The 23090-nt window shown below is 47.7% G+C and carries 27 protein-coding genes; 20 read left to right on the forward strand and 7 right to left on the reverse strand.

What is annotated here, in order from left to right; all coding sequences use genetic code 11:
- Positions 1 to 35: 35 nt before the first annotated feature.
- Positions 36 to 497, reverse strand: coding sequence for a GNAT family N-acetyltransferase (locus tag ACQE26_RS07545; RefSeq protein WP_438420660.1), 462 nt, complete (start codon positions 495 to 497; stop codon positions 36 to 38).
- Positions 498 to 629: 132 nt separating this feature from the next.
- Between ACQE26_RS07545 and ACQE26_RS07550 the strand changes: the two genes are divergently transcribed.
- Positions 630 to 2408, forward strand: a complete 1779-nt coding sequence (locus tag ACQE26_RS07550) for a zinc ribbon domain-containing protein YvbJ (protein WP_500471155.1) — start codon at positions 630 to 632, stop codon at positions 2406 to 2408.
- Between the two features lie 40 nt (positions 2409 to 2448).
- On the opposite strand, the gene ACQE26_RS07555 is transcribed toward ACQE26_RS07550, so the two are convergent.
- Positions 2449 to 3144 carry a zinc ribbon domain-containing protein gene (locus ACQE26_RS07555; RefSeq protein ID WP_326351477.1) on the reverse strand — a complete coding sequence of 232 codons (696 nt, stop codon included), beginning with the start codon at positions 3142 to 3144 and terminating at the stop codon, positions 2449 to 2451.
- 413 nt (positions 3145 to 3557) lie between these two features.
- On the opposite strand from ACQE26_RS07555, the gene ACQE26_RS07560 reads away from it, so the two are divergent.
- Positions 3558 to 4190, forward strand: coding sequence for an NAAT family transporter (locus tag ACQE26_RS07560; protein WP_438420658.1), 633 nt, complete (start codon positions 3558 to 3560; stop codon positions 4188 to 4190).
- A gap of 21 nt (positions 4191 to 4211) precedes the next feature.
- On the opposite strand, the gene ACQE26_RS07565 is transcribed toward ACQE26_RS07560, so the two are convergent.
- The gene (locus ACQE26_RS07565; RefSeq protein WP_188154438.1) at positions 4212 to 4769 is read right to left on the reverse strand and encodes a GbsR/MarR family transcriptional regulator; all 558 of its coding nucleotides are present in this window, start codon (positions 4767 to 4769) and stop codon (positions 4212 to 4214) included.
- Positions 4770 to 5028: 259 nt separating this feature from the next.
- Here ACQE26_RS07565 and opuCA point away from each other — a divergent pair, with 259 nt between their 5' ends.
- Genes opuCA through opuCD form a run of 4 tightly spaced genes read left to right on the forward strand, consistent with a single transcriptional unit; the run spans position 5029 to position 8465 of the window.
- Positions 5029 to 6168 carry an osmoprotectant ABC transporter ATP-binding protein OpuCA gene (opuCA, locus tag ACQE26_RS07570; RefSeq protein WP_500471157.1) on the forward strand — a complete coding sequence of 380 codons (1140 nt, stop codon included), beginning with the start codon at positions 5029 to 5031 and terminating at the stop codon, positions 6166 to 6168.
- 20 nt (positions 6169 to 6188) lie between these two features.
- Positions 6189 to 6842 (forward strand): ABC transporter permease, encoded by a 654-nt coding sequence (locus ACQE26_RS07575; protein ID WP_045925938.1) that lies wholly within the window; start codon positions 6189 to 6191, stop codon positions 6840 to 6842.
- A gap of 37 nt (positions 6843 to 6879) precedes the next feature.
- A complete protein-coding gene (gene opuCC / locus ACQE26_RS07580; RefSeq protein WP_500471469.1) occupies positions 6880 to 7773 on the forward strand; it encodes an osmoprotectant ABC transporter substrate-binding lipoprotein OpuCC in 894 nt (297 codons plus the stop codon).
- Positions 7774 to 7790: 17 nt separating this feature from the next.
- Positions 7791 to 8465: a glycine betaine/carnitine/choline/choline sulfate ABC transporter permease OpuCD gene (gene opuCD, locus ACQE26_RS07585; protein WP_060964245.1), complete on the forward strand. Its 675-nt coding sequence runs from the start codon at positions 7791 to 7793 to the stop codon at positions 8463 to 8465.
- Between the two features lie 32 nt (positions 8466 to 8497).
- On the opposite strand, the gene ACQE26_RS07590 is transcribed toward opuCD, so the two are convergent.
- Positions 8498 to 9031, reverse strand: a complete 534-nt coding sequence (locus tag ACQE26_RS07590; protein WP_045925941.1) for a GbsR/MarR family transcriptional regulator — start codon at positions 9029 to 9031, stop codon at positions 8498 to 8500.
- A 285-nt stretch (positions 9032 to 9316) separates the two neighbouring features.
- Between ACQE26_RS07590 and ACQE26_RS07595 the strand changes: the two genes are divergently transcribed.
- The 9 genes from ACQE26_RS07595 (at position 9317) to ACQE26_RS07635 (ending at position 17156) form a co-directional block, all read left to right on the forward strand.
- Positions 9317 to 10462, forward strand: coding sequence for a betaine/proline/choline family ABC transporter ATP-binding protein (locus ACQE26_RS07595; RefSeq protein WP_489201883.1), 1146 nt, complete (start codon positions 9317 to 9319; stop codon positions 10460 to 10462).
- Between the two features lie 16 nt (positions 10463 to 10478).
- Positions 10479 to 11132 carry an ABC transporter permease gene (locus ACQE26_RS07600; RefSeq protein ID WP_500471159.1) on the forward strand — a complete coding sequence of 218 codons (654 nt, stop codon included), beginning with the start codon at positions 10479 to 10481 and terminating at the stop codon, positions 11130 to 11132.
- 62 nt (positions 11133 to 11194) lie between these two features.
- On the forward strand, positions 11195 to 12064 hold the full coding sequence (locus ACQE26_RS07605; protein WP_193759249.1) for an osmoprotectant ABC transporter substrate-binding protein: 870 nt from the start codon (positions 11195 to 11197) through the stop codon (positions 12062 to 12064).
- An 18-nt stretch (positions 12065 to 12082) separates the two neighbouring features.
- Complete coding sequence (locus ACQE26_RS07610) at positions 12083 to 12760, forward strand: ABC transporter permease (protein WP_500471160.1); 678 nt, start codon at positions 12083 to 12085, stop codon at positions 12758 to 12760.
- A gap of 109 nt (positions 12761 to 12869) precedes the next feature.
- On the forward strand, positions 12870 to 13583 hold the full coding sequence (locus ACQE26_RS07615) for a lantibiotic protection ABC transporter ATP-binding protein (RefSeq protein WP_045925946.1): 714 nt from the start codon (positions 12870 to 12872) through the stop codon (positions 13581 to 13583).
- Positions 13580 to 14314 (forward strand): lantibiotic immunity ABC transporter MutE/EpiE family permease subunit, encoded by a 735-nt coding sequence (locus ACQE26_RS07620; protein ID WP_500471161.1) that lies wholly within the window; start codon positions 13580 to 13582, stop codon positions 14312 to 14314. Before ACQE26_RS07615 ends, ACQE26_RS07620 begins: the two co-directional genes overlap by 4 nt.
- A complete protein-coding gene (locus tag ACQE26_RS07625) occupies positions 14311 to 15078 on the forward strand; it encodes a lantibiotic immunity ABC transporter MutG family permease subunit (RefSeq protein ID WP_500471162.1) in 768 nt (255 codons plus the stop codon). Before ACQE26_RS07620 ends, ACQE26_RS07625 begins: the two co-directional genes overlap by 4 nt.
- Positions 15079 to 15099: 21 nt before the next feature.
- Positions 15100 to 15762, forward strand: coding sequence for a response regulator transcription factor (locus ACQE26_RS07630; RefSeq protein WP_016937907.1), 663 nt, complete (start codon positions 15100 to 15102; stop codon positions 15760 to 15762).
- The gene (locus ACQE26_RS07635; protein WP_500471164.1) at positions 15753 to 17156 is read left to right on the forward strand and encodes a sensor histidine kinase; all 1404 of its coding nucleotides are present in this window, start codon (positions 15753 to 15755) and stop codon (positions 17154 to 17156) included. Before ACQE26_RS07630 ends, ACQE26_RS07635 begins: the two co-directional genes overlap by 10 nt.
- An 84-nt stretch (positions 17157 to 17240) precedes the next feature.
- Here the strand turns inward: ACQE26_RS07635 and catR are convergent, their stop codons facing one another.
- The 3 genes from catR to rghR form a co-directional block, all read right to left on the reverse strand.
- Positions 17241 to 17558, reverse strand: a complete 318-nt coding sequence (gene catR / locus ACQE26_RS07640; protein ID WP_016937909.1) for a catDE operon transcriptional regulator CatR — start codon at positions 17556 to 17558, stop codon at positions 17241 to 17243.
- A gap of 80 nt (positions 17559 to 17638) precedes the next feature.
- Positions 17639 to 18070 carry a helix-turn-helix domain-containing protein gene (locus tag ACQE26_RS07645; protein ID WP_016937910.1) on the reverse strand — a complete coding sequence of 144 codons (432 nt, stop codon included), beginning with the start codon at positions 18068 to 18070 and terminating at the stop codon, positions 17639 to 17641.
- A gap of 24 nt (positions 18071 to 18094) precedes the next feature.
- Positions 18095 to 18505, reverse strand: coding sequence for a transcriptional repressor RghR (gene rghR / locus ACQE26_RS07650; protein ID WP_016937911.1), 411 nt, complete (start codon positions 18503 to 18505; stop codon positions 18095 to 18097).
- Positions 18506 to 18700: 195 nt separating this feature from the next.
- Here rghR and ACQE26_RS07655 point away from each other — a divergent pair, with 195 nt between their 5' ends.
- The 5 genes from ACQE26_RS07655 to smpB all read left to right on the forward strand — a co-directional run bounded on the left by ACQE26_RS07655 (position 18701) and on the right by smpB (position 23062).
- A complete protein-coding gene (locus ACQE26_RS07655) occupies positions 18701 to 18889 on the forward strand; it encodes a helix-turn-helix domain-containing protein (protein WP_101605598.1) in 189 nt (62 codons plus the stop codon).
- A 121-nt stretch (positions 18890 to 19010) separates the two neighbouring features.
- Entirely contained in the window at positions 19011 to 19241 is a 231-nt protein-coding gene (gene secG, locus ACQE26_RS07660; protein ID WP_013353627.1) for a preprotein translocase subunit SecG, read from the forward strand.
- A gap of 118 nt (positions 19242 to 19359) precedes the next feature.
- A complete protein-coding gene (locus ACQE26_RS07665) occupies positions 19360 to 20100 on the forward strand; it encodes an alpha/beta hydrolase (RefSeq protein WP_016937913.1) in 741 nt (246 codons plus the stop codon).
- Positions 20101 to 20118: 18 nt separating this feature from the next.
- Complete coding sequence (rnr, locus tag ACQE26_RS07670) at positions 20119 to 22452, forward strand: ribonuclease R (protein ID WP_500471165.1); 2334 nt, start codon at positions 20119 to 20121, stop codon at positions 22450 to 22452.
- A 139-nt stretch (positions 22453 to 22591) separates the two neighbouring features.
- Positions 22592 to 23062, forward strand: a complete 471-nt coding sequence (smpB, locus tag ACQE26_RS07675) for an SsrA-binding protein (RefSeq protein WP_438420649.1) — start codon at positions 22592 to 22594, stop codon at positions 23060 to 23062.
- Positions 23063 to 23090: the final 28 nt, after the last annotated feature.

A 23090-nucleotide genomic window follows, 5' to 3' on the forward strand; every position in this document is an offset into this window, starting at 1 on the left:
AAGGGGCGCCGATTATCAGCCGGCGCCCCTTTTTATCATAAATCCAAATAAAGCCTTATCATATCCCGGCATTGAATGCCGTTTTCAAAAATATCTTCATCATAATGTCTGACAAAAAAATCATGGTCGACAGCCTGAATGCGGAATCCGCATTTTTGATAGAGTGACAGCTGATGAATGCTGGAGTTTCCGGTGCCGATTTCAATCGTGTCAGCTCCTGATTGTTTTGCTTTTTCAATGGCATCCCGCACCAGCTGCTTTCCAAACCCTCTGTTCTGCAAAGATTCTTTTACCGCGATGTTTACGATTTCTATGGTTTTCGGCCTTGTTTGCAATAAGACGTAAACCCCTGCAAGCTCGTCTGACGTCCAAGCCGTATAGCATTCGCCTCTGGCAAGATAATCATCGACAATTTCCCTTGACGGATCGGCCAGCAGCAATAATTCATACAGCGCTTCATCCCGCTCTGCCGCTTTTCGGATGCTCAGTTTTTGCATGTCCGTTTCTCCTCCTTCATTGTGATCAGCAGCTATTTTTTCAAAATAACTCCAAAATCATTCTACTTTATTATAAAATATGAAACATAGGAAAAGTTATACAAGTTTTGCAGATTGAATAGGAGGAAAGTCATGTTTTTTTGTAAATATTGCGGCCGACAGAATAATGAAGAGGCGCATTTCTGTAAAGAATGCGGAAAGCCGATCGGGAAAGGAAGCCGGCTGGAGCGGCAGGCGGCTGAATCCGCATCACAGCCGAGAAAGCCGATCCCTAAAAAAACGCTCTTCTTATGGGGAAGCATCGCCGCAGCGCTGATCTTATTGATTGCCGCATATAAAACCGGAGCCTGGCTGACATCTGAAAAAAGGCTCACGGATCAATTCGAACAGGCGGTTCATGACGGGGATACGAAAAAGCTCGCAGCCCTTCTCACCCCTTCAGACAAAAAATTGAAGCTGAATGAGACGAATGTCAAACCGCTCCTTGCATACGCAAAGAAACACGGTGAACTGCTGGAATCGCTTCGCGGCCATTCATCTGAAAAAGATGCGGTATACGTCAAAAAAGAGGGAAAAACCCTTCTCTTGTTCGACCATTATGAACTGAAAGTCGATCCGGTTTATTTCCGCATCACCAGCAATTATAAAGGCGCCGATCTTTATATCAACAGCGAGAAAACCGGTACGGTCAAAAAAGCCGATGAAGCCCAAACATTCGGTCCGTATGCACCCGGTGTCTATACGGCGGAAGCCAAGCTTCAAAATGACACGGTTGACGTTGTCAAAAAGCAAGAAGCGGAGGCAGCCGGAAGCCGGAATGTTGAGTTTGACCTGCCGTTAGACGCCGAGGATGTGACGTTCACTCCGGCAGACAGCTTCAAAAACGCGAAAGGCGATCTGCTGATAAACGGCAAGTCCGTCCATAAAGACCCTTTTAAGTCCGTTACATACGGCCCGCTCTTAACTGACGGCTCCATGACAGCCGCCGTGGAGGCTGATTTTCCTTGGGGGGAAACAAAAACTGCCGATGTTCCGATCAATGGCACTGATATGGAATTAACGCTAATTCCCGATCAAGATACACAAAAAACAATCATGGACACGATTGTCAAAACAACGAAGCAGTATACGAAAGCCATGGCAGACGGTGATACTGATCAAATGACCGAGGCTGGTTCAGCGTGGAAGGAGCAGACGAAAGAAGTGGTTTCCGGCATGAAGAGTTCCGGCACTTTTTTGAAGGATCAGTATAAAGAGACAAGCTTTGATCTGGACTCATTTGCGATTTCACAAGAGAACGGCCGCTGGCAAGTAACTGTTACAGGTAAAGAGCTTCATGAGTCTGCTTATTTCGACGGGAATACGAAGCCATATATGGAAGAGGCTGAACCGAGCTTTCATTATGTACTGTCATATGATACAAAGCATAAAAAATGGGTTTTTGAAAAAGCTGATCCAGCCTCAGATTCTTCTGGGGCAAATGTGAAAAAAATAAAAAACGACCAGCCGAAAACCTACACATCCGCATGGGCGTCATCCAAAGGAAAGGCAGCTTCAGGCAGTCTCACGAATGAACAAGTCACATCGTTTATGGCTGATTACCTGACAAACCAATCAAGCGCTGTCAGCCTGAACAATTTCGCCATCATGGCGGGCAATTTGGAAGAGGGAAGCCCTTTGTATGCTGATCAGCAAAAACTGGTTAAAAAACTATACGGCGAGGGAACGACAGAAGTATTTAATGAAGTGAATGTCAAAAGCTTTTCGCAGAACGGCTCCCACCTGACGATTCATACGTATGAGGAGTTTTATATTACGAAAGCCGGCGGCAGTCCGAAGCTCAGAACATACAATTGGACGTACGGCGGCGTTGTGAAAGACGGAAGAATTTATTTAACATCCATTCAATAAAAAAATCCCCGCGCCAACCAGGCGGCGGGGGTTTTCGTTTTTAAAAGAAAAAATAATTCATGAGTTCTTTTGTGTAATGCTTGATTGTGAATTGAAACGTGACGCAAATGATGAAATAGATGACGATAACAGCATAAGTGATATCCGCTTTAGCCGTGAGCTGGTGCTGGTAGCTCGCCAGCATGAGCGGAGGCACGGCAAACGCCGCTCCTAAAAGACCGACAGCCAGGATGGTAAAGCAAACGGTTGTGTGCATCAGCATAAAAATGAGTGCAAGAAGCAAAATAGCCGTAAACGGAATCAAAAACGCCCCGAATCTGGACAGCGAATCTTTAAATGACACCTGCGCGCCGCCGGCCTTCAACGCGATAAAAATCAAGAGATAAAGGCAGAATACACATATGGCAAAGGTAAGCGCCGGTTTGATCACAACCGCGGTAAAACTGACGTCACGAAAGCCGTCTGATAAGAGAATATACATCATAATCGGCGTCACCAGACAGAAAAGCACCATGTTGATTATGCTGCTGACAAGCTGTTCACCGCCTGTCGTTTTGCATGTCTGATACGGTTTCTTTAAAACATTAAGCACGAATAAGGCAAATTGCTTTGAAGCCTGTTTAGCAGCAGCGCCGGCCTGCATTTGGCCTGAACCGGTCTGGTTGGGCTGGGGCGCACCGCACTTTTCACAAAACTTTCCGCCATCTGTATGATGGCCGCATTGAGGACAATACATTCTAAAACTCCTTTTACATGTAATATAGGGATTTTGTTCAATATTTACATTATAAAAGAAAATAGGACGGATGTAACGGAGATTTCTAAAGATATACAATTCACTTTCTCTATTATTTGATAATAGAGAAAAAGTACCCATTATGGTAGAATTTTTAACGAGAGTATTGATTCAGGGTGATAGAGGAAATTAACAGATGCTAAAAAAATTAAAAATGCTTTATCGGCTGTTGAAATTCGGAAAAGGCTTATGGAGATAGCAAACGGAAAAAACCGTCCTGTAAGGGCGGTTTTTTTCTGTTTCCGGATCGGCAGGCTGAGGTTACAAGAAGCAGGCACCGGGGTAAAAATCATGCATAAGAAACAGCGGAAAACAAAACATAAATCATAACGGCAAGTCATAAGGAGGTACGCATGTTTTCATTTATCATTCATGTCTTCATTTCCCTGTTTGCAGTGTCCAACCCCATCGGAAACGTGCCGATTTTTCTTTCACTGACAGAGGGCTGCCCGGAGAAAGAACGGACAGCGATCGCACGCAAGGCGTCCGTGCTGTCGTTTATCATCTTGGCGGCATTTTTAATCTTCGGCCATCTGATCTTTAAACTGTTTGACATTAATATTCATGCCTTGCGTATCGCGGGCGGCATTTTTATTTTCGGCATCGCTTATAATCTTCTGAACGCGAAACAATCACATGTGCAGTCCCTTCATCATGAAGAGAAAGGGGAAAGCAAGGAGAAAGCGGATATTTCCGTGACGCCTCTGTCGATTCCGATTATCGCTGGTCCCGGAACGATTGCGACGGTAATGAGCCTGTCGGCCGGCCACGGCGGCATCTTCCATTACATCAGCGTGCTGATCGGTATTGCGGCCGTCATCGCGATGACTTTCATCTTCTTTCACTATTCTTCTTTCATCAGCAACAAGCTCGGAAAAACCGAAATGAACGTGATTACCCGGCTGATGGGTTTGATTTTGGCGGTAGTGGCGATCGGCATGATCGGCGCCGGTCTGAAAGGCATGTTCCCGATATTGGTTTCCTGACTTAAAAAAAGCAGCGCCCGGTTATCTGCGGGCGCTGCTTTTTTCTATTTTCGGCACATGCTGAAACACTTCTTCACTCTCAAAAAATTCTATCAAACGGCTCAGCCAGTCATAATAATGGAGCCAGTCCGTCAGTTCGTCTAAAAGCTGACGGGCTTTTTCTTCAATTTCGGGACTGAGGTTTTCCGATTCCAGAAGCTCAGTCAGCTCACGGTTCAGCTTCTTATACAGCATTTTATTTTTGCTGACCGCCTTTGTCCAATTTGCCGTAAACAGGGAGATGAACGTCTGGTAATAATCACGCTCCACGTCGTAAAGGTCTTTCCGAACGCCTTTTTCAAACACTTTTTCAGCCAGATTGGCATCGGTCATCTCGCGGACCACCTGGCTCATCCTCGTTTTGCTCATGCCGGTCGCCTCTGACAGCTCATTTAACGTCATCGGCTTTCGGTTCATATAAATAATACCGAGCACACGCCCCAGTGTGGCCGGCATTCCGAATGTATGCATATTCTCGGCGATTCTCTCAATGAGATGCTCTTCAGCTTGACCGATGATATCAAGAGCGTTTTTTTCCACGGCTGATCATCCCTTCACTGGCTTTCATGCTGACAATATATCATATTTTTTACAGTTGTTGAAAAAGATGATGCGGCAGGATATGCGAGCTATCCGGAGCGATTGTAAGAACGTCCCTGTTGTCAGCGGAATAACATCAAATAATACGTATATTATATGTAATTTCAACACATTGTAAACTTTTTATTTTATAAATTTCATCTTATAATAAAGATTATACTTTTCAGAAAAATAACGGAATCCTTCGGAGGTGCACGGATTGCTGAGATTAGAAAATGTATCAAAAATCTATAAAGGCGGAAAAAAAGCCGTCAACGGCATTGATTTAAATATCGAAAAAGGCGAGTTTATTTGTTTTATCGGGCCGAGCGGCTGCGGAAAAACAACGACGATGAAAATGATTAACAGACTGATTGAGCCGTCATCAGGAAAGATTTTTATCGATGGCGAAAATATCATGGAGCAGGACCCCGTGGAGCTGAGACGGAAAATCGGCTACGTCATTCAGCAGATCGGACTTTTCCCCCACATGACCATTCAGCAGAACATTTCCCTCGTGCCGAAACTGCTGAAATGGCCGGAACAAAAGCGGAAGGAACGGGCGCGGGAGCTTTTGAAGCTCGTCGATATGGGCCCGGAATATTTAGACCGCTATCCCCACGAGCTGAGCGGCGGACAGCAGCAGAGAATCGGCGTGCTGCGCGCCCTGGCAGCGGAACCTCCCCTTATTCTCATGGATGAACCGTTCGGAGCGCTTGATCCGATTACACGTGATTCGCTTCAGGAAGAATTCAAAAAACTGCAAAGAACACTGAATAAAACGATTGTGTTTGTAACCCACGACATGGATGAAGCCATTAAGCTGGCTGACCGGATCGTCATTTTAAAAGCGGGAGAGATCGTTCAGGCCGGCACTCCTGATGATATCCTCCGAAATCCGGCTAATGAGTTTGTCGAAGAATTTATCGGCAAAGAACGGTTATTGCAATCAAGACCGGACATTGAACGCGTCGAGCAAATGATGAACAAAAAGCCTGTCACCGTTACGGCGGACAAAACGCTTTCGCAGGCGATACAGGTGATGCGGGAGCACCGGGTCGATTCCCTGCTTGTGGTTGATGACCTGAATGTGCTGCAAGGATATGTAGATGTCGAAATCATTGATCAGAACCGGAAAAAAGCAAGCCTCGTCGGCGATGTGCTCCGCTCTGATCTGTATACGGTCGAACAGGGGACGCTGCTCCGCGATACCGTACGCAAAATTTTAAAGCGCGGAATGAAATATGTACCCGTCGTTGATGAACAAAGGCATTTGGTCGGGATTGTCACGAGAGCGAGCCTTGTCGACATCGTTTACGATTCAATCTGGGGCGAGGAAGACCAGCTGGTGACAGGCTGACAAGGGGAGGAACGCTTACAATGAATGAAATGATCAAGTTTTTGCAGACGAACGGCGGAGAGCTGTTATATAAAACGTGGGAGCATTTATATATTTCAATCATCGCCGTCATATTAGGCATTCTCGTCGCCGTTCCGCTCGGAGTGGCGCTGACGAGAATGAAAAAGGGCGCAGGCGCTGTCATCGGCGCCGTCAACATTGTGCAGACCTTGCCGAGCCTCGCGATACTGGCATTCTTTATCCCGCTGTTAGGGGTGGGAAAGCTGCCGGCGATCGTCGCGCTGTTTTTCTATTCGGTGCTGCCGATTCTCCGGAACACGTACACCGGCATTCAAGGCGTAAACAAAAATCTGCTGGAATCGGGGAAAGGCATCGGGATGACGGTTTGGGAGCAGATCAGGCTTGTGGAACTGCCGCTTGCGGTTCCTGTGATCATGGCGGGCATCCGCACATCCACCATTTATCTGATCGGCTGGGCGACGCTTGCTTCTTTTATCGGGGGCGGCGGGCTCGGAGACTATATTTTTATCGGCCTGAACCTCTATCAGCCTGAATATATTATCGGCGGCGCTGTGCCTGTCACCATTTTAGCCATTATCATCGATTATCTGCTGGCGGCGACGGAACGGAAGGTGACGCCGAAAGGGCTGAAAGGACTGAAGGAAGTATCATAAGGAGTTGGCTGTTTTGAAAAGAGACCTAAAGAGATGGATGTGCGCGCTGGCGCTGTCGGCTGCTCTGCTTTTAGGCGGCTGTTCCCTTCCCGGGCTGAGCGGGGCTTCCGATGATACGATTAAAATCGGGGCGCAAAGCATGACGGAATCAGAAATTATCGCCAATATGCTCGCACAGATGATTGAGCACAATACAGATTTGAATACGGCATTAATTAAAAACCTCGGATCAAACTATGTCCAGCAGCAGGCGATGCTCGGCGGTGAAATCGATATCGCCGCGACGCGTTACTCAGGAACTGACTTAACGAGCACCCTCGGCATGGAAGCGGAAAAAGATCCGAAAAAAGCATTATCCATCGTGCAGAAAGAATTTGAGAAACGCTTCCATTACAAATGGTTTGATTCTTACGGGTTTGAAAACACATACGCTTTTACCGTCACGAAAGAGCTTGCGGAAAAAGACCATTTAGACAAAGTATCAGATATTAAGAAGTATGCGGATCAATTTAAGCTCGGTGTAGATAATGCGTGGCTGAAACGAAAAGGCGACGGCTATAAGGGCTTCACCGATACGTACGGCTTTGAATTCGGCACAACCTATCCGATGCAGATCGGACTTGTATACGATGCCGTGAAAAACGGGAAAATGGATGCCGTCCTCGCTTATTCAACGGACGGACGGATTAAAGCATACGATCTGAAAATTTTAAAAGACGACAAGCAGTTTTTCCCGCCGTATGACTGTTCGCCGGTCATCCCCGACAGCGTGCTGAAACAGCATCCGGAACTGAAAGGCATTGTGAATAAACTGATCGGCAAAATTGATACGCAAACGATGCAGGAATTGAATTACGAGGTGGACGGCAAGCTGAAAGAACCGTCCGTCGTCGCTAAGGAATTTTTGGAGAAACATCATTATTTTGAATAAGAAATGAGGTGGGGCAAATGGAAGTGCTGCAGCAGCTCGGCACTTATTATTCTCAAAACGGCGCCTATGTGCTTCAGGAGTTTTACCGCCATTTTCTCATGTCGGTATACGGCGTTTTATTTGCGGCGATCGTTGGGATTCCGCTCGGCATCTTCATTGCCAGATACAGAACATTAAGCGGCTGGGTATTCGCGGTGACAAACGTGATTCAGACCGTGCCGGCGCTTGCGATGCTCGCGGTGCTGATGCTTGTCATGGGGCTCGGCGCCAATACGGTGATTTTGTCGCTGTTTTTATATTCGCTTCTTCCGATCATCCGGAATACGTACACGGGAATCGCCAGCATTGAACACGCTTATCTTGAATCGGGAAAAGCGATGGGCATGACCAAATTTCAAGTGCTCCGCATGGTGGAATTGCCGCTTGCGCTCTCCGTCATCATGGCGGGGCTGCGGACGGCGCTCGTCATCGCGATCGGCATTACGGCAATCGGTACGTTTGTCGGCGCTGGCGGACTCGGTGACATTATTGTCAGAGGCTCAAACGCCACGAACGGAACCGCGATTATTTTAGCCGGCGCCATCCCGACAGCGCTGATGGCCGTTATCGCAGATCTTGTGATGGCGTGGCTGGAGCGGGCGCTGAGTCCGGGGAGAAAGAAAAAACGATCCAAAGCGCCGAATGCGGCATGAAAAAAACGCCTTGCGGGTCAGGGCGTTTTTTCTTATGGCTTCGGAACATGCTTGAAAATTTCTTCGCTTTCGAAAAACTCGATCAGGCGGCTGATCCAATTGTAGTAATCAAGCCAATCCTTTAATTCTTTCAGCAGTTCATTGATTTTTTCCTCAGCTTCCTCCGGCACGCCGTTTTCAAGAACGGCCGTCAGTTCGCGGTTCAGCTTTTTATGCATCATCTTATTTTTGCTGACGACCTTGCTCCATGTGGCCGTAAACAGCGTAATAAAGGTTTGGTAATAATCCTGCTCGACGTCGTATAAATCTTTGCGGACGCCTTTTTCAAACACTTTTTCCGCCAGATTGACGTCAAGCATTTCACGGACGGCCTGGCTCATTCTCGTTTTGCTCATGCCGGTCGCTTCTGATAATTCAGTTAAGGTCATCGGCTTGCGGTTCATATAAATAATGCCTAAAATGCGTCCCACCGTCGCGGGCATCCCGAATGTATGCATATTTTCAGCGATTCGTTCTATTAAATGATCTTCGGCTTGTTCGATTATGTGTAACGGATCTTTCTCCAACAGTTTCAATCCTTTCAGTCAGCAATTCCGATGTCAATATACCATATTTTTAAACCGGCGGAAATGCTCTTCCGAGAGAATTTGGCAGTAATTCGGAGCAATAAGAAGAACTTTGCCGGTCAATACGGGTAAATCAGTGCATACACAACCTTTATATATAATATGGACAAATTGTAAACTTTTTTATTTATAAAGTTTAATTTATAATGGGAAACATTCAATTGTCTGAAAAGTTAAATACAAATTTAACGAATTGAATAAACTTAATAATGGAGGTGTGAGTGTTTGCTGACATTAGAAAATGTCTCGAAAACGTATAAAGGCGGAAAAAAAGCCGTCAACAGCATCAACCTGAATATCGCTAAGGGCGAATTTATTTGTTTTATCGGACCGAGCGGCTGCGGGAAAACGACGACGATGAAAATGATCAACCGCTTAATTGAACCGACGGAAGGCAGAATCCTGATAGAGGGCCGAAACATTATGGAACAAGACCCGGTGGAACTCAGAAGAAGCATCGGCTATGTCATTCAGCAGATCGGGCTGTTTCCGCATATGACCATTCAGCAGAACATTACCCTCGTTCCGAAACTTTTAAAACATCCTGCAAAAGAACGGAAGGAACGGGCGCGGGAGCTTTTAAAGCTCGTTGATATGGGGCCTGAATATTTAGACCGTTACCCTCATGAACTGAGCGGAGGACAGCAGCAGCGAATAGGTGTATTACGGGCACTTGCCGCAGAGCCGCCGCTTATCTTAATGGATGAACCGTTCGGGGCGCTTGACCCGATTACGAGGGATTCCCTTCAGGAAGAATTTAAAAAACTGCAAAAAACCTTACATAAAACCATCGTATTTGTTACCCATGATATGGACGAAGCCATCAAACTTGCGGACAGAATCGTCATTCTGAAAGCGGGAGAAATCGTCCAAGCCGGAACGCCTGATGACATTCTCAGATTTCCGGCGAATGAATTTGTCGAGGAGTTTATCGGCAAAGAACGGCTGATTCAATCATCCAGCCCTGATATTGAACGGGTGGAGCAGATCATGAATTCCGCCCCGGTGACGGTAACACCTGAGAAAACGCTGTCAGCCGCCATTCAGCTGATGCGCGCCGAGCGGGTGGATTCGCTGCTCGTCATCGATGAGAAGAATATTCTCCAAGGTTATGTCGATGTGGAAATGATTGACCGCAAACGAAGACAGGCGGCAACCGTCGCGGAAGTGCTTGAGCGCGATCTATACACGGTCAGAAGCGGCACCCTGCTTCGCGACGCCGTCCATAAAATTTTAAAAAGAGGCATGAAATTTGTGCCCGTCATTGATGAAGCCGGCCGTTTAACGGGAATCGTGACAAGGGCAAGCCTCGTTGACATCGTCTATGACTCCATTTGGGGAGAAGAGAAAGAGCTCGCGGTGATGTCATGAGGAGGCTTCAATTAATATGAATCAGACCATGCAATTTTTACAGACAAACGGTGCGGAACTGCTTTATAAAACATGGGAGCACTTGTACATCTCATTAATCGCCGTCATGGCGGGCATTCTCGCCGCCGTTCCGCTCGGCGTCCTGCTGACTAGGATGAAAAGAGGCGCCGGCACAGTCATCGGCATCGTCAATATCATTCAAACCTTGCCGAGCCTTGCCATTCTCGCATTTTTTATTCCGCTTTTAGGCGTGGGAAAGATCCCGGCCATTGCGGCGCTGTTTTTCTATTCCGTGCTGCCGATTCTCAGAAACACGTATACGGGCATCCTCGGCGTCAACCGGCATCTTCTTGAATCGGGAAAAGGGATCGGCATGACCGCATGGGAGCAGATCAGGCTTGTAGAGCTCCCGCTTGCCGCCCCGGTCATCATGGCGGGCATCCGGACGTCCGCGATTTATTTGATCGGCTGGGCGACGCTTGCCTCCTTTATCGGCGGAGGCGGACTGGGGGATTACATTTTTATCGGCTTGAACCTTTATCAGCCGGAGTATATTATCGCCGGCGCCGTTCCGGTCACGATGTTAGCGGCGGCCGTCGACTGCATGCTCGGGATGACAGAACGGAAAGTCACGCCTGACGGGCTGAAAGACATAAAAAACGCTTCATAAGGAGGAGGTCTCTCGTGGGGAATAGATGCAAAAAACGGCTGCTCGCATTCGCCTGTATCGGCATGCTGCTCCTTGGCGGCTGTTCGCTTCCGGGATTGAGCGCCGCGTCGGAGGATACCATCAAAATCGGCGCGCAAAGCATGACCGAATCAGAAATCATCGCGAGCATGCTCGGACAGATGATTGAACATCACAGCGATTTGAAAACAACCGTTATTAAAAATCTCGGCTCCAATGCCGTACAGCAGCAGTCCTTGATAAACGGTGATATTGATATCGCCGCGACGCGCTATACGGGAGACGCGCTGACGGGCACGCTTCGCATGGAGCCGGAAAAAGACCCGGATAAAGCTTTGCGGCTCGTTCAGCGTGAATTTCAGAACAGATATGACATGAAATGGTTTGATTCCTACGGCTTTGATAATACATACGTCTTTACCGTCTCCGGACAGCTTGCCCGCAAATACCATTTAGAAACGGTATCTGATGTCAAAAAAGAGGCGTCTCATCTGAAATTCGGCGTTGATAACTATTGGATGAAGCTGAGAGGCAACGGATATCAGGATTTTATGAACACATACGGAATGTCATTTGAAGGCACGTATCCGATGCAGATCGGCCTCGTTTACGACGCGCTGAAAAGCAGGAAGATGGATATCGCGCTCGCTTATTCCACCGACGGAAGAATCATTGCTTATGGACTGAAAACACTGAAGGATGATAAGCGGTTCTTTCCTCCGTACGATTGTTCACCCGTCGTTCCGAAACGTGTATTAAACGAGCATCCCGAGCTGGAAGGCGTAATCAATCAAATGATCGGCGCGATTGATACAAAGATGATGCAGAAAATGAATTACGAAGTTGACGGCCAATTAAAAGAGCCGTCCGTCGTGGCAAAGGAATTTTTAGAAAAGCATCATTACTTTGAATAACGGAAAGGAGATATGCGGATGGACACGCTGAAAGAGCTGTTTACGTATTACGCTCAAAACGGCAGCTATGTTCTGTATGAGTGCTGGCGGCATTTTCTCATGTCGGCGTACGGCGTCGTTTTCGCCGCCGTTTTCGCCATTCCGGCCGGCATTGTGACAGCGAGGCACGGGCGTCTCTCCGGCTGGGTGTTTGCTGTGGCGAACGTGATTCAAACCGTTCCGGCGCTGGCGATGCTCGCCGTCCTGATGCTTGCCATGGGACTTGGCGCCAATACGGTCATCACGGCTTTGTTTCTGTATTCACTGCTGCCGATTCTCAGGAATACGCACACGGGCATTATCAATATTGAGCACGCTTATCTTGAGTCGGGAAAAGCGATGGGCATGACGAAATATCAAGTGCTTCGCATGGTGGAGCTGCCGCTTGCGCTTTCCGTCATTATGGCGGGTCTCCGAACGGCGCTCGTCATTGCGATCGGCATCACGGCAATCGGCACTTTCGTCGGCGCAGGCGGCCTCGGGGATATGATCGTCAGAGGCTCGAACGCGACAAACGGAACCGCCATTATTCTTTCGGGCGCCATTCCGACCGCGCTGATGGCGGTAGCCGCAGACCTGCTGATGGCGTGGCTGGAACGAGCCCTCAGCCCTGTGAAAAAACAAAAAAGAAAGCTGATCGTACGCTCAGCCTCATGAAAAAAAGCATTCTTCCGCGTGAAGGATGCTTTTTTGATTTCTTGATTAAATTTTGATAACTGCGCTGTAAAGTCTTACATATCAAATAACAAAGCAGAGGGGTAATCATATGAGCAACATCTTAGAAACGAGACAGCTGCAAAAATCATTCGGCAGACAACAGGCAGTGGCTGATGTGTCTCTATCGGTTAAGCGCAACAGTATTTACGGCCTGCTCGGTCCGAACGGCGCCGGAAAATCAACGACTCTTAAAATATTGACCGGCATCTTGCAGCAAACATCCGGCGAGGTTCTGTTCGACGGGCATCCATGGAAGCGCGAAGATTTGAAAAAGATCAGTTCCCTGATTGAAGCGCCGCCGCTTTACAGCAACTTGACAGCCGCTGAAAATCTGAAAGTCCGCTGCGTGATGCTCGGGCTTCCTGATTCAAGAATTGCGGAGGTGCTGGAAATCACGGGATTAACGGGAACCGGAAAAAAGCGCGCCGGCCAATTTTCCATGGGAATGAAACAGCGTCTCGGCATTGCGTTGGCATTAGTCAACCGTCCGTCGCTCTTAATTCTTGACGAGCCGACAAACGGATTGGACCCGATGGGGATTCAGGATTTGCGGGAATTTATCCGCTCCCTGCCCGGACAGGGAATGACGGTGATTTTATCAAGCCACCTGTTATCAGAAGTCGAGCAGATCGCAGACCATATCGGAATCATCAGTGACGGTGTTTTGGGATATCAGGGAGAAATCAGCCGGGAAGACGATCTGGAGCAGCTGTTTCTGGAGGTAGTCAAATCAACACGGGAGAAAGCGGGGACAGGAAAATGATTCAGTACATGCAGGCGGAACACCTTACATCTAAAAGAACATTTATCAGAAAGCTGATCATTCTGATTCCGCTTTTGAACACGGCTTTTTCTTTTCTGCTGAATACAGCCTATTTTATGACGGGCACGTTCAATTGGTGGGCGGTTATTTTCATGCCGCTCATGATTGCTCTAATGTGCGGTTTATCTGTTAAAAAAGAGAAAAAATCTGCGATTGACCGCGCGGTGTACTCATTGCCGGCAGACTTAAAAAGCATATGGCTCTCAAAAATAAGCTTGATCGCGCTGTATTCACTTCTGTCGCAAATCGTCTTTTTCATCATCATATTTTTACTAGGCCTTGTGTTTCCGGGAATTGCTGCGCTGCAGCTGAAAGGCGTTGAAGCGGGCTCCCTTTTATGGCTGACGACGCTTTGGGAAATCCCATTGTGCTTATGGATTGCCAGACAGTTCGGATTTACGGCAGTCATTCTCGCGAATATGATCGCCGCTTTTGTTTTGGGTATTGTGCCGGCGTCCGGTTCATTGTGGTGGCTGAGTCCGTGGAGCTGGTCAGTCCGGGTGATGTCACCGATTCTCGGGATCCATCCGAACGGAATTCAGCTTCCCGCAGACAGCGGCTTATTGAACGGAAATGTGATCTTTCCGGCTATTATTCTTTCTATCCTTTCTTTTATCGCAATAAGTTTGATTTCCGCCGTGCCTTTTGCAAAAGGGGGAAACCGGTCATGACCATGCTTTTGAGATATATGTGGGCCGATGTATTAAAAATGAAGCGCACGCCGCTCATATGGATGCATGCGGCAGCGCCGGTTTTATGCGCGGGATTTTTCCTGTTGTATATGTATGGAAGGGTTCAGGAGCCTTATGTGCTGTACAACGTCTTTTTCAGCGCGATTGCCGTTTTCTACCCTTTAATCATCAGTATTGTCTGCGGCATGTCTGCCTCCGTCGAGGAACAGGGTCATTTTCAGATGATGCTGGCGGTTCCGCATTCGAAAATAATCAGTTTTGCGGGCAAGCTGCTTCTATTGCTGCTGTTGAATGTGTTATCGATAGGTCTTGCCATCTGTCTTTATTTGGCGGGGATGAAATGTATTCTTCACATTAATGACCTTCCGTACTTTCTCTTTTTAAAGGGAGGGGCGTGGCTGATTGCCGGCAGTATTCCGCTTTATATGATGTCTTTTTTTGTCGGCATACAGTACGGCATGGGACCGTCCGGGCTTTTAGGGGGAGCGGGTTTATTAATGGCGGCGCTGATGAATACAGGATTGGGCGATGTCATCTGGCGTTTTTTCCCGTGGGCATGGAGCGTGCGGCTGTCGGGCCTTGCAGGACTGCTGCATTTTGATAAAGTCAAAAAAGAGTTTCTCCCTTATGTGAGATACGATATGAGAATCGGAGAAATAATGTTATATTTTTCTATAGTGATATTATGTCTGGCCGGCCTCCATTGGTGCAGAAGATGGGAAGGGCGGCGTTCATATGAATAAAGGCAAGGAGCGATTCGGCCGGTGGCAAACATTTTAGCGGTAGATGATGAAAAAGATATTCTCGTTCTGATCAGAAACATTTTACAGCGTGATCAGCATACAGTAACGATTCTGGAAAAAGCGGAAGATCAGTCATTGGATTTTTTTCAAGGCTATGATTTGATTCTTCTTGATGTCATGATGCCCGGAACCGACGGGATTGAACTCTGCCGGAGGATTCGGCCGCTGGTGGACAGCCCGATCCTGTTTTTAACGGCAAAATCTGACGAAGAATCCATTGTGAAAGGCCTCATGACAGGCGCTGATGATTACATCACAAAGCCGTTCGGCGTACAGGAATTGATGGCAAGGGTAAACGCGCATGTCAGAAGGGAACAGCGGGAAAAGCGTCAGACAAAACGTCTGATATCAGGCTTCATGTTTGATTTTGATAATAAAGAAGTATGGTTTGATGACCGGAAACTGCCTCTTACGAAAAACGAATATAAAATCGTAGAATTTCTGGCACAGCATAAAAACAGAACATTCTCACGGGAGCAGATTTACGAGGAAGTGTACGGCTTGGACGGCGATGCGCTCTATTCAACCATTACGGAGTTTATCAGAACCATCCGGAAAAAATGTAAAGAACACGGGGCTGATCCGATCAAAACGGTGTGGGGTGTCGGATACAAATGGGAATAGCAAAAGGAAAATCCAGCATCCGCAAAGAGCTTGTCAAATTTACCATCACGCTGTGTCTGAGCACGATGGGGGTGGCGGCATTATGCGTCGCCTTAAATGCCATTGCGCTGAATGCCGGAGCGATCCTGCCGGCAAATTACAGCGAGCATGAGGCGGAACAGATCAAGCCCCGCCTGAAATCGGCGGAAAAGATAACAGAAGACATGATCCCCGACGGTATGACATACGCCGTTTTTGATAAAAAAACAAAGCGGATGACGAAAGGAACGATGACGGAAAAAGACGCGGTAAGCGCCAGAAAAAAGATCCAGCACCAGCCGTATTTTAATTATGCTCAAAAAGGATTCATGGTAGTTGATCGGAAAAATGAATATGGCGTTCTCCAATATTCACTCAGGTCGGAATTTCAGTCGCCGCTGCTAAGGCGCTATCTGCCCAATTATGAATGGACGGGCCTTGCGGTTCTGATCACTTTGCTTCTTTTAACCGTGTTTATCGTGACGACGCGATTCGCCAATCAGCTGAGACGGCATTTCAGCACACTCAGCTCCATTACGGCAAGCATTCAAAAACAGAATTTAAATATCAATCCCAAAAGGCCGCGCATCAAGGAATTTGACGATGTCATTGACTCTCTGCTGAAAATGAAAGACGCGCTTCAGGCATCTCTGGCGGCGCAATGGGAGGCTGAGCGGATAAAGAAGGAACAGATCGGCGCGCTTGCGCATGATATTAAAATTCCGGCAACGATCATTAAAGGAAATGCCGAGCTGCTTCAGTTAACAGAACCTGATGAGGAACAGACGGAATACACGCAGTATATCCTTGATGCCGGAAACAAAATCGAGCAATATGTCGGGCAGCTGATTCAGCTTTCTAAAGCGGAGGAGGCAGTTGCCGTTCATCTGGAATATACCGATCTCAAAGAGTGGGCTCAGAACATATATCGTGACGCGGCGGCGCTTGCGGGGCCGAAACAGATTGATCTCGTCCTCAGTGAGCGGGGCATTGACCGAAAAGAAGCGCCGATTGATCAAGAACTGCTCCGCAGGGCGGTCATGAATATCGCGGCGAATGCGGTCGACTATACGCCGGAAAGAGGAGAAATCCGTGTGGACGTCCTATGCACCGATACCGCACTCAGTATTGCCGTATCCGACAGCGGAAGCGGGTTCTCGCAGGAAGCGCTGAAAAGGGCGACACAGCTTTTTTACACGGAGGATAAAAGCAGACATTCGGCGGGGCATCACGGCATGGGGCTTACATTCGCCCATCATGTCGTACATCTTCACCACGGCGAATTAATACTTGAAAATCAAGAGTCTGGAGGAGCCCGTGCGGAAATCCGAATTCCGCTGGAAGGCATCAGACAAAAACAAGCCCTGCACGCATGAGGGCTTGTTTTCCTGTTTAAGAAAGGCAAAATGAAAAACGGCTGTCCGTTTGAGAGATCAGCCGCTTATGCGGAAAAGCGTTTATCAGGAAGGATCAATCCATGTTGAAGACCACTTGGAAATTTCCTCTAAAATAGGGGCTAATGCGCAGCCTTTTTTCGTTAAAGAATACTCAATACGGACAGGCGTTTCGGGGATAACATCCCGTTTGATGACACCTTCTGTTTCAAGTTCTTTCAGACGTTCTGACAAGACTCTTCCGCTTAAATTCGGAAGCGCCGCTTCAATTTCGCTAAATCGCTGCTGTCCGTTCAATAACTGAAAGACGATTAGAGCCACCCAGCGTTTACTTAGGATGTCGACCGCTTTTTCGAATCTGGGGCACATTTCTGATTGGTTCATGCTTTTTCACCTCGTCTTCTGCTATTATACCGCAAAATCGGAGGGAACGTACGTCTGGCGCTTGTTAAGTTGAGGGAGGATCAAAAAGAGGATGAGGAATCCGGGGAGCGCTTTTTCGCTTCAGCCGCGATAAAATCAAAGTATTTGCTGACGCTTTCAATATCTTCCTTTGTGAAGTGCTGCCACTTTTTGCTGTCAAACAGCGGCAGATGCTCCGCGCCTCTGTCAACGGCGGTCTGATAGATGGCGCGGATGGATTGATAGCTTTCGGATGTTTCGCGGATTTCCTCCTGAAACGCCTTGATGTGTCCGGCCCGCGCCATTAACTCTTCGTACGGAATTTTTAATGTGTCCGCTAATTTCTTGATGGTCGCCGGTTTAGGAATGCCCCGGTGCCCGTTTTCAATTCTGGAAATGGTCGCCGAGCTGACGCCGGAATAGACGGCAAGCTGATTGACGGTAAGCTTCCGGGCGCGGCGCAACTCTCTTAATTGCTTTCCGAATGTGTTCAATAAGATCGCCTCACATGTGCAAAGTCATGAGTCTTCATTTTTTCTTTTTTTGGCTTCCGCTGACAAGAACGCAAAGTATTTATCAAGCAGAACCAAGTCTTCTTTCGACAGGTGCCGCCAGTTCTCCCGCTCCAAAAGTGATAAATCATCCAGCTCATACGTTTCGGCTTTTTCCAGCAAGGTGCAGCCTGTGTCGTATGGGGCTCTCGTTTCCTGAACGGTCTCTATGTATCCCGCCGTCTGCATCAGTTCCTCATACGGGATTTTTAACGCATCTGCGAGCTTTTTAATGGTGGCAGGTTTCGGCACCCCGCGTTTGCCGTTTTCAATCCGCGAGATTCCCGCGGCGCTGACGCCTGAATACGTTGCCAGCTGGTTCACTGTCAGATGCCGTTTTTCCCGCAATGTCCGTAATTGTTTCCCGAAGCTTTCCACAGTCTCTCCCCCTCCCGCGGTCTATTTATATTCTAGTATGTTTATTGACTAAAGGGAATAGTCAGGCTGGAAAAGTATTGACAAAAGTTAACAAAAGCCGTATCTTATGTATAAGAAAGAAAGTATTTGACAGAACGGAAGGTGAAGAAAGTGGTCGAAAAGATACAGATCAGAAGAGATTATGTGCTGCAGTATATGGTCAATAATGACTACTCGTTAAACCAGCTCGCCCTGGAGATCGGAATATCTCCCGCCACACTGAGCCGTGTACTGAATGGAGAGCGGAGGCCGGGCCAGCTGGTCATCGGAAAGATGCTCTATTACTTTGACATGAAGTTTGAAGATCTTTTTTACTACGATTTTGTTGACAAAAGTCAACAGTGATGAAAGATTCAAATTGCATTTCCGTTTTTCTGACATGATGTGCACCGATACGGCGTGACATGCCTTTGCTTTTCATGTAAAATAGAAGCAATGTAGGCCAGTCAGTCTGGAGGTGTATGGGATGCACACTTTATTGATTACCTTATTGGTTATCGTCAGTATTGCACTTATTATTGTCGTATTGCTTCAATCCAGCAAAAGCGCCGGTTTATCGGGTGCGATTTCAGGCGGGGCGGAGCAGCTTTTCGGAAAACAGAAAGCAAGGGGCCTTGATCTGATTCTTCACCGCACAACCGTTGTGCTGGCAGTCTTGTTTTTCGTGTTGACGATTTCGCTGGCGTATATCGTATAAGGCAATGTTTGTATAAGGTCTGATTTAATATCAGGCCTTTTTCTTGTTGAGAGACGGCGTTTGTTTCTCGCAAAACTGTGGAAAACTAAATTGAATGTGCAAAAAAGGGGTTATGAGCATGAAAATTGTGACACCAAAACCATTTACATTTAAAGGCGGAGACAAGGCGGTGCTTCTGCTGCACGGGTTTACGGGAAATACGGCAGACGTCAGAATGCTCGGCCGCTACTTGAATGAGCGCGGCTACACTTGTCACGCGCCTCAATATAAAGGGCACGGCGTTCCGCCGGAAGAGCTGGTACATACGGGGCCTGAAGATTGGTGGAAAGACGTCATGGACGGTTATGAATATTTACAATCTGAAGGCTATGAAAACATTGCGGCCTGCGGACTGTCGCTTGGCGGGGTTTTTTCATTGAAATTGGGTTACACTGTACCCATAAAGGGAATTGTTCCTATGTGTGCGCCGATGCACATTAAAAGTGAAGAGGTTATGTACGAAGGGGTTCTCTCCTACGCGCGCAATTATAAAAAATTCGAAGGAAAACAGCCGGAGCAGATTGAAAAGGAAATGAAGGAGTTTGAAAAAACGCCGATGAATACGCTCAAATCGCTTCAGGAGCTGATTGCCGATGTGCGCAAAAACGTCGACATGATCTATTCCCCGACATTTGTGGTTCAGGCACGGCATGACCATATGATTAACACAGACAGTGCAGACATCATTTACAACGAGGTGGAAACGGACGACAAACAGCTGAAATGGTATGAAGAGTCAGGACATGTCATTACGCTGGACAAAGAACGGGACCTCGTTCATCAGGATGTGTACGAATTTTTAGAGAAACTCGATTGGTAACAAACAGGAGGTCGGATAATGGAAAAAGAAGCGTTTATGGACCGTCTTCTCGCGTTTATGAAGGAAGAGGCGTACAAGCCCCTTACCGTTCAGGAACTCGAGGAGATGCTGAACATCACGGAAGCCGAAGAATTTAAAGAGCTGGTAAAAGCGCTGGTGGCGCTCGAGGAGAATGGAAAGATCGTCCGAACCAGAAGCAACCGCTACGGGCTTCCGGAAAAAATGAATTTAGTAAAAGGAAAAATTTCCGCGCATGCAAAGGGATTCGCGTTTCTCTTGCCGGAGGATACCTCTTTAAGTGATGTGTTTATTCCGCCGAATGAGCTGAATACAGCTATGAACGGCGATATCGTCATGGTGCGGCTCAATTCCCAGTCAAGCGGATCGAGACAGGAAGGCACGGTCATCCGCATCCTGGAAAGAAGCATCGACCGCGTCGTGGGCACATACACAGAAACGAAAAGCTTCGGCTTTGTCATCCCGGATGATAAGAAAATCACGAGTGATATTTTTATTCCGAAACATGCCAATAACGGCGCTGCGGAAGGCCATAAAGTCGTCGTCAAACTGACAAGCTACCCTGAAGGCAGAATGAACGCCGAAGGAGAAATCGTTGAAATACTCGGCCATAAAAATGATCCGGGCATCGATATTTTATCAATCATCCATAAGCACGGCCTGCCGGGAGATTTTCCGGCTGAAGCGATGGAGCAGGCAACAAGCACGCCGGATACCATCGATGAAAAAGACATCAAAGACCGCCGTGATCTCCGCGATCAGGTCATCGTCACCATTGACGGGGCGGATGCGAAGGATCTGGATGACGCCGTCACTGTAACAAAGCTTGATAACGGCAGCTACAAGCTCGGCGTCCATATTGCCGATGTCAGCCATTACGTCACGGAGAATTCCCCGATTGACAAAGAAGCGCTGGAAAGAGGGACAAGCGTGTACTTGGTTGACCGGGTCATTCCGATGATCCCGCACAGACTGTCTAATGGAATCTGTTCTTTAAATCCGAAGGTCGACCGCCTGACGCTTTCCTGCGAAATGACAATCAACCAGCAGGGACAGGTGACAGAGCACGAGATCTTCCAAAGCGTCATTAAAACGACGGAAAGAATGACCTATTCAGATGTCAACCGGATTCTCACAGAAGACGACGCCGAGCTGAAAGAAAGGTATGAGCCGCTCGTCCCGATGTTCAAAGACATGGAACGTCTGGCGGAAATTCTCCGGGCGAAACGGATGGATCGCGGCGCCGTGGATTTTGATTTTAAAGAGGCGAAGGTGCTCGTCGATGAGGAAGGCGCCGTAAAAGACGTCGTCATCAGAGAGCGCTCAGTAGCGGAAAAGCTGATTGAAGAATTCATGCTTGTGGCAAACGAAACGGTGGCCGAGCACTTCCATTGGATGAACGTGCCGTTTATTTACCGGATTCACGAAGAGCCGAACGCCGAAAAACTGCAAAAGTTCCTGGAGTTCGTCACGACATTCGGTTATATCGTCAAAGGGAAAGCCGGAGACATTCATCCGCGCGCGCTGCAAAGCATTCTTGACGAAGTGCGGGACCGTCCGGAAGAAACGGTGATTTCAACCGTCATGCTCCGTTCCATGAAGCAGGCGAAATACGATCCGCACAGCTTGGGCCATTTCGGGCTGGCGACTGAATTTTATACGCACTTCACATCGCCGATCCGCCGTTATCCTGACTTAATCGTTCACAGGCTGATCAGAACGTATTTGATCAACGGACAATCGGACGAAGCGACTCAGGAAAAGTGGGCCGAACGCCTTCCGGAAATCGCTGACCATACGTCAACGATGGAACGGCGCGCCGTTGATGCAGAGCGGGAAACGGACGATCTGAAAAAAGCGGAATATATGCTTGATAAAATCGGCGAGGAATTTGACGGCATGATCAGTTCCGTCACGAACTTCGGAATGTTCGTCGAGCTGCCGAATACGATTGAAGGGCTTGTGCACGTCAGCTTTATGACGGATGATTATTACCGTTTTGACGAGCAGCATTTCGCCATGATCGGCGAACGCACGGGCAACGTTTACCGGATCGGAGACGAAATCACGGTCAAAGTCGTCGACGTTAATAAAGACGAGAGAAACATCGACTTTGAAATTGTCGGTATGAAAGGCACCCGCCGTCCGAGAGAAACAACAGGCGACCGCAGAAAACGAGGCAGACCCGCACGGAAACGTGTGTTAAACAGCAATACCCCGGCTTCACCGCCGAAATCGGAGGAAAAAGGGGAATGGTTTACAAAACCGAAGAAGAAAAAGAAAAAACGCGGTTTCCAAAACGCGCCGAAACAAAAACGCAAAAAGAAGAAGTAAATGCGAAAAGCAAATGGGGCAAAATGCTCTGTTTGCTTTCTTTCGCAAGCCGCATTTTCATTGTCGCGGAACGCTCCATTTGCTAAAATAAAGCGTATCGCACACATGAACGGTTTTTGCGGAGAGAGGAGGATAAGGCATGCCAAAAGGATCAGGCAAAGTATTATCACAAAACAAAAAAGCAAACCATGATTACTTTATAGAAGAAACCTATGAAACAGGCATCGTGCTGCAGGGGACGGAGATTAAGTCCATCCGCGCCGGCCGCGTAAACATGAAGGATTCCTTTGCGAAAATCGAGCGCGGCGAAGTGTTCCTCCACAATATGCACATCAGCCCGTACGAGCAGGGAAACCGCTATAACCACGACCCGCTCCGGACGAGAAAGCTTTTGATGCACAGGAAAGAAATCAATAAGCTGATCGGCCTGACGAAAGAAAAAGGCTATTCCCTCGTGCCGCTGAAGCTGTATTTGAAAAACGGCTTTGCCAAAGTGTTAATCGGCCTCGGAAAAGGGAAGAAAACATACGATAAACGCGAAGATTTAAAACAAAAAGACGCCAAAAGAGAAATCGAAAGAGCGTTCAGAGACAGACAAAAAGGCTTCTGATGCCTGAGCCTTGATGTGATGACTGCCC

The sequence above is a fragment of the Bacillus sp. 5RYD7K genome, from assembly GCF_059831465.1.

Bases quoted from the DNA above. Each gene is read 5' to 3' on its own strand.
- ACQE26_RS07545 (WP_438420660.1), bottom strand. From the start codon at position 497: ATGCAAAAACTGAGCATCCGAAAAGCGGCAGAGCGGGATGAAGCGCTG.
- ACQE26_RS07550 (WP_500471155.1), top strand. From the start codon at position 630: ATGTTTTTTTGTAAATATTGCGGCCGACAGAATAATGAAGAGGCGCAT.
- ACQE26_RS07555 (WP_326351477.1), bottom strand. From the start codon at position 3,144: ATGTATTGTCCTCAATGCGGCCATCATACAGATGGCGGAAAGTTTTGT.
- ACQE26_RS07560 (WP_438420658.1), top strand. From the start codon at position 3,558: ATGTTTTCATTTATCATTCATGTCTTCATTTCCCTGTTTGCAGTGTCC.
- ACQE26_RS07575 (WP_045925938.1), top strand. From the start codon at position 6,189: ATGAATGAAATGATCAAGTTTTTGCAGACGAACGGCGGAGAGCTGTTA.
- opuCC (WP_500471469.1), top strand. From the start codon at position 6,880: ATGTGCGCGCTGGCGCTGTCGGCTGCTCTGCTTTTAGGCGGCTGTTCC.
- opuCD (WP_060964245.1), top strand. From the start codon at position 7,791: ATGGAAGTGCTGCAGCAGCTCGGCACTTATTATTCTCAAAACGGCGCC.
- ACQE26_RS07600 (WP_500471159.1), top strand. From the start codon at position 10,479: ATGAATCAGACCATGCAATTTTTACAGACAAACGGTGCGGAACTGCTT.
- ACQE26_RS07605 (WP_193759249.1), top strand. From the start codon at position 11,195: ATGCTGCTCCTTGGCGGCTGTTCGCTTCCGGGATTGAGCGCCGCGTCG.
- ACQE26_RS07610 (WP_500471160.1), top strand. From the start codon at position 12,083: ATGGACACGCTGAAAGAGCTGTTTACGTATTACGCTCAAAACGGCAGC.
- ACQE26_RS07615 (WP_045925946.1), top strand. From the start codon at position 12,870: ATGAGCAACATCTTAGAAACGAGACAGCTGCAAAAATCATTCGGCAGA.
- ACQE26_RS07620 (WP_500471161.1), top strand. From the start codon at position 13,580: ATGATTCAGTACATGCAGGCGGAACACCTTACATCTAAAAGAACATTT.
- ACQE26_RS07625 (WP_500471162.1), top strand. From the start codon at position 14,311: ATGACCATGCTTTTGAGATATATGTGGGCCGATGTATTAAAAATGAAG.
- ACQE26_RS07635 (WP_500471164.1), top strand. From the start codon at position 15,753: ATGGGAATAGCAAAAGGAAAATCCAGCATCCGCAAAGAGCTTGTCAAA.
- catR (WP_016937909.1), bottom strand. From the start codon at position 17,558: ATGAACCAATCAGAAATGTGCCCCAGATTCGAAAAAGCGGTCGACATC.
- ACQE26_RS07655 (WP_101605598.1), top strand. From the start codon at position 18,701: ATGGTCAATAATGACTACTCGTTAAACCAGCTCGCCCTGGAGATCGGA.
- secG (WP_013353627.1), top strand. From the start codon at position 19,011: ATGCACACTTTATTGATTACCTTATTGGTTATCGTCAGTATTGCACTT.
- ACQE26_RS07665 (WP_016937913.1), top strand. From the start codon at position 19,360: ATGAAAATTGTGACACCAAAACCATTTACATTTAAAGGCGGAGACAAG.
- rnr (WP_500471165.1), top strand. From the start codon at position 20,119: ATGGAAAAAGAAGCGTTTATGGACCGTCTTCTCGCGTTTATGAAGGAA.
- smpB (WP_438420649.1), top strand. From the start codon at position 22,592: ATGCCAAAAGGATCAGGCAAAGTATTATCACAAAACAAAAAAGCAAAC.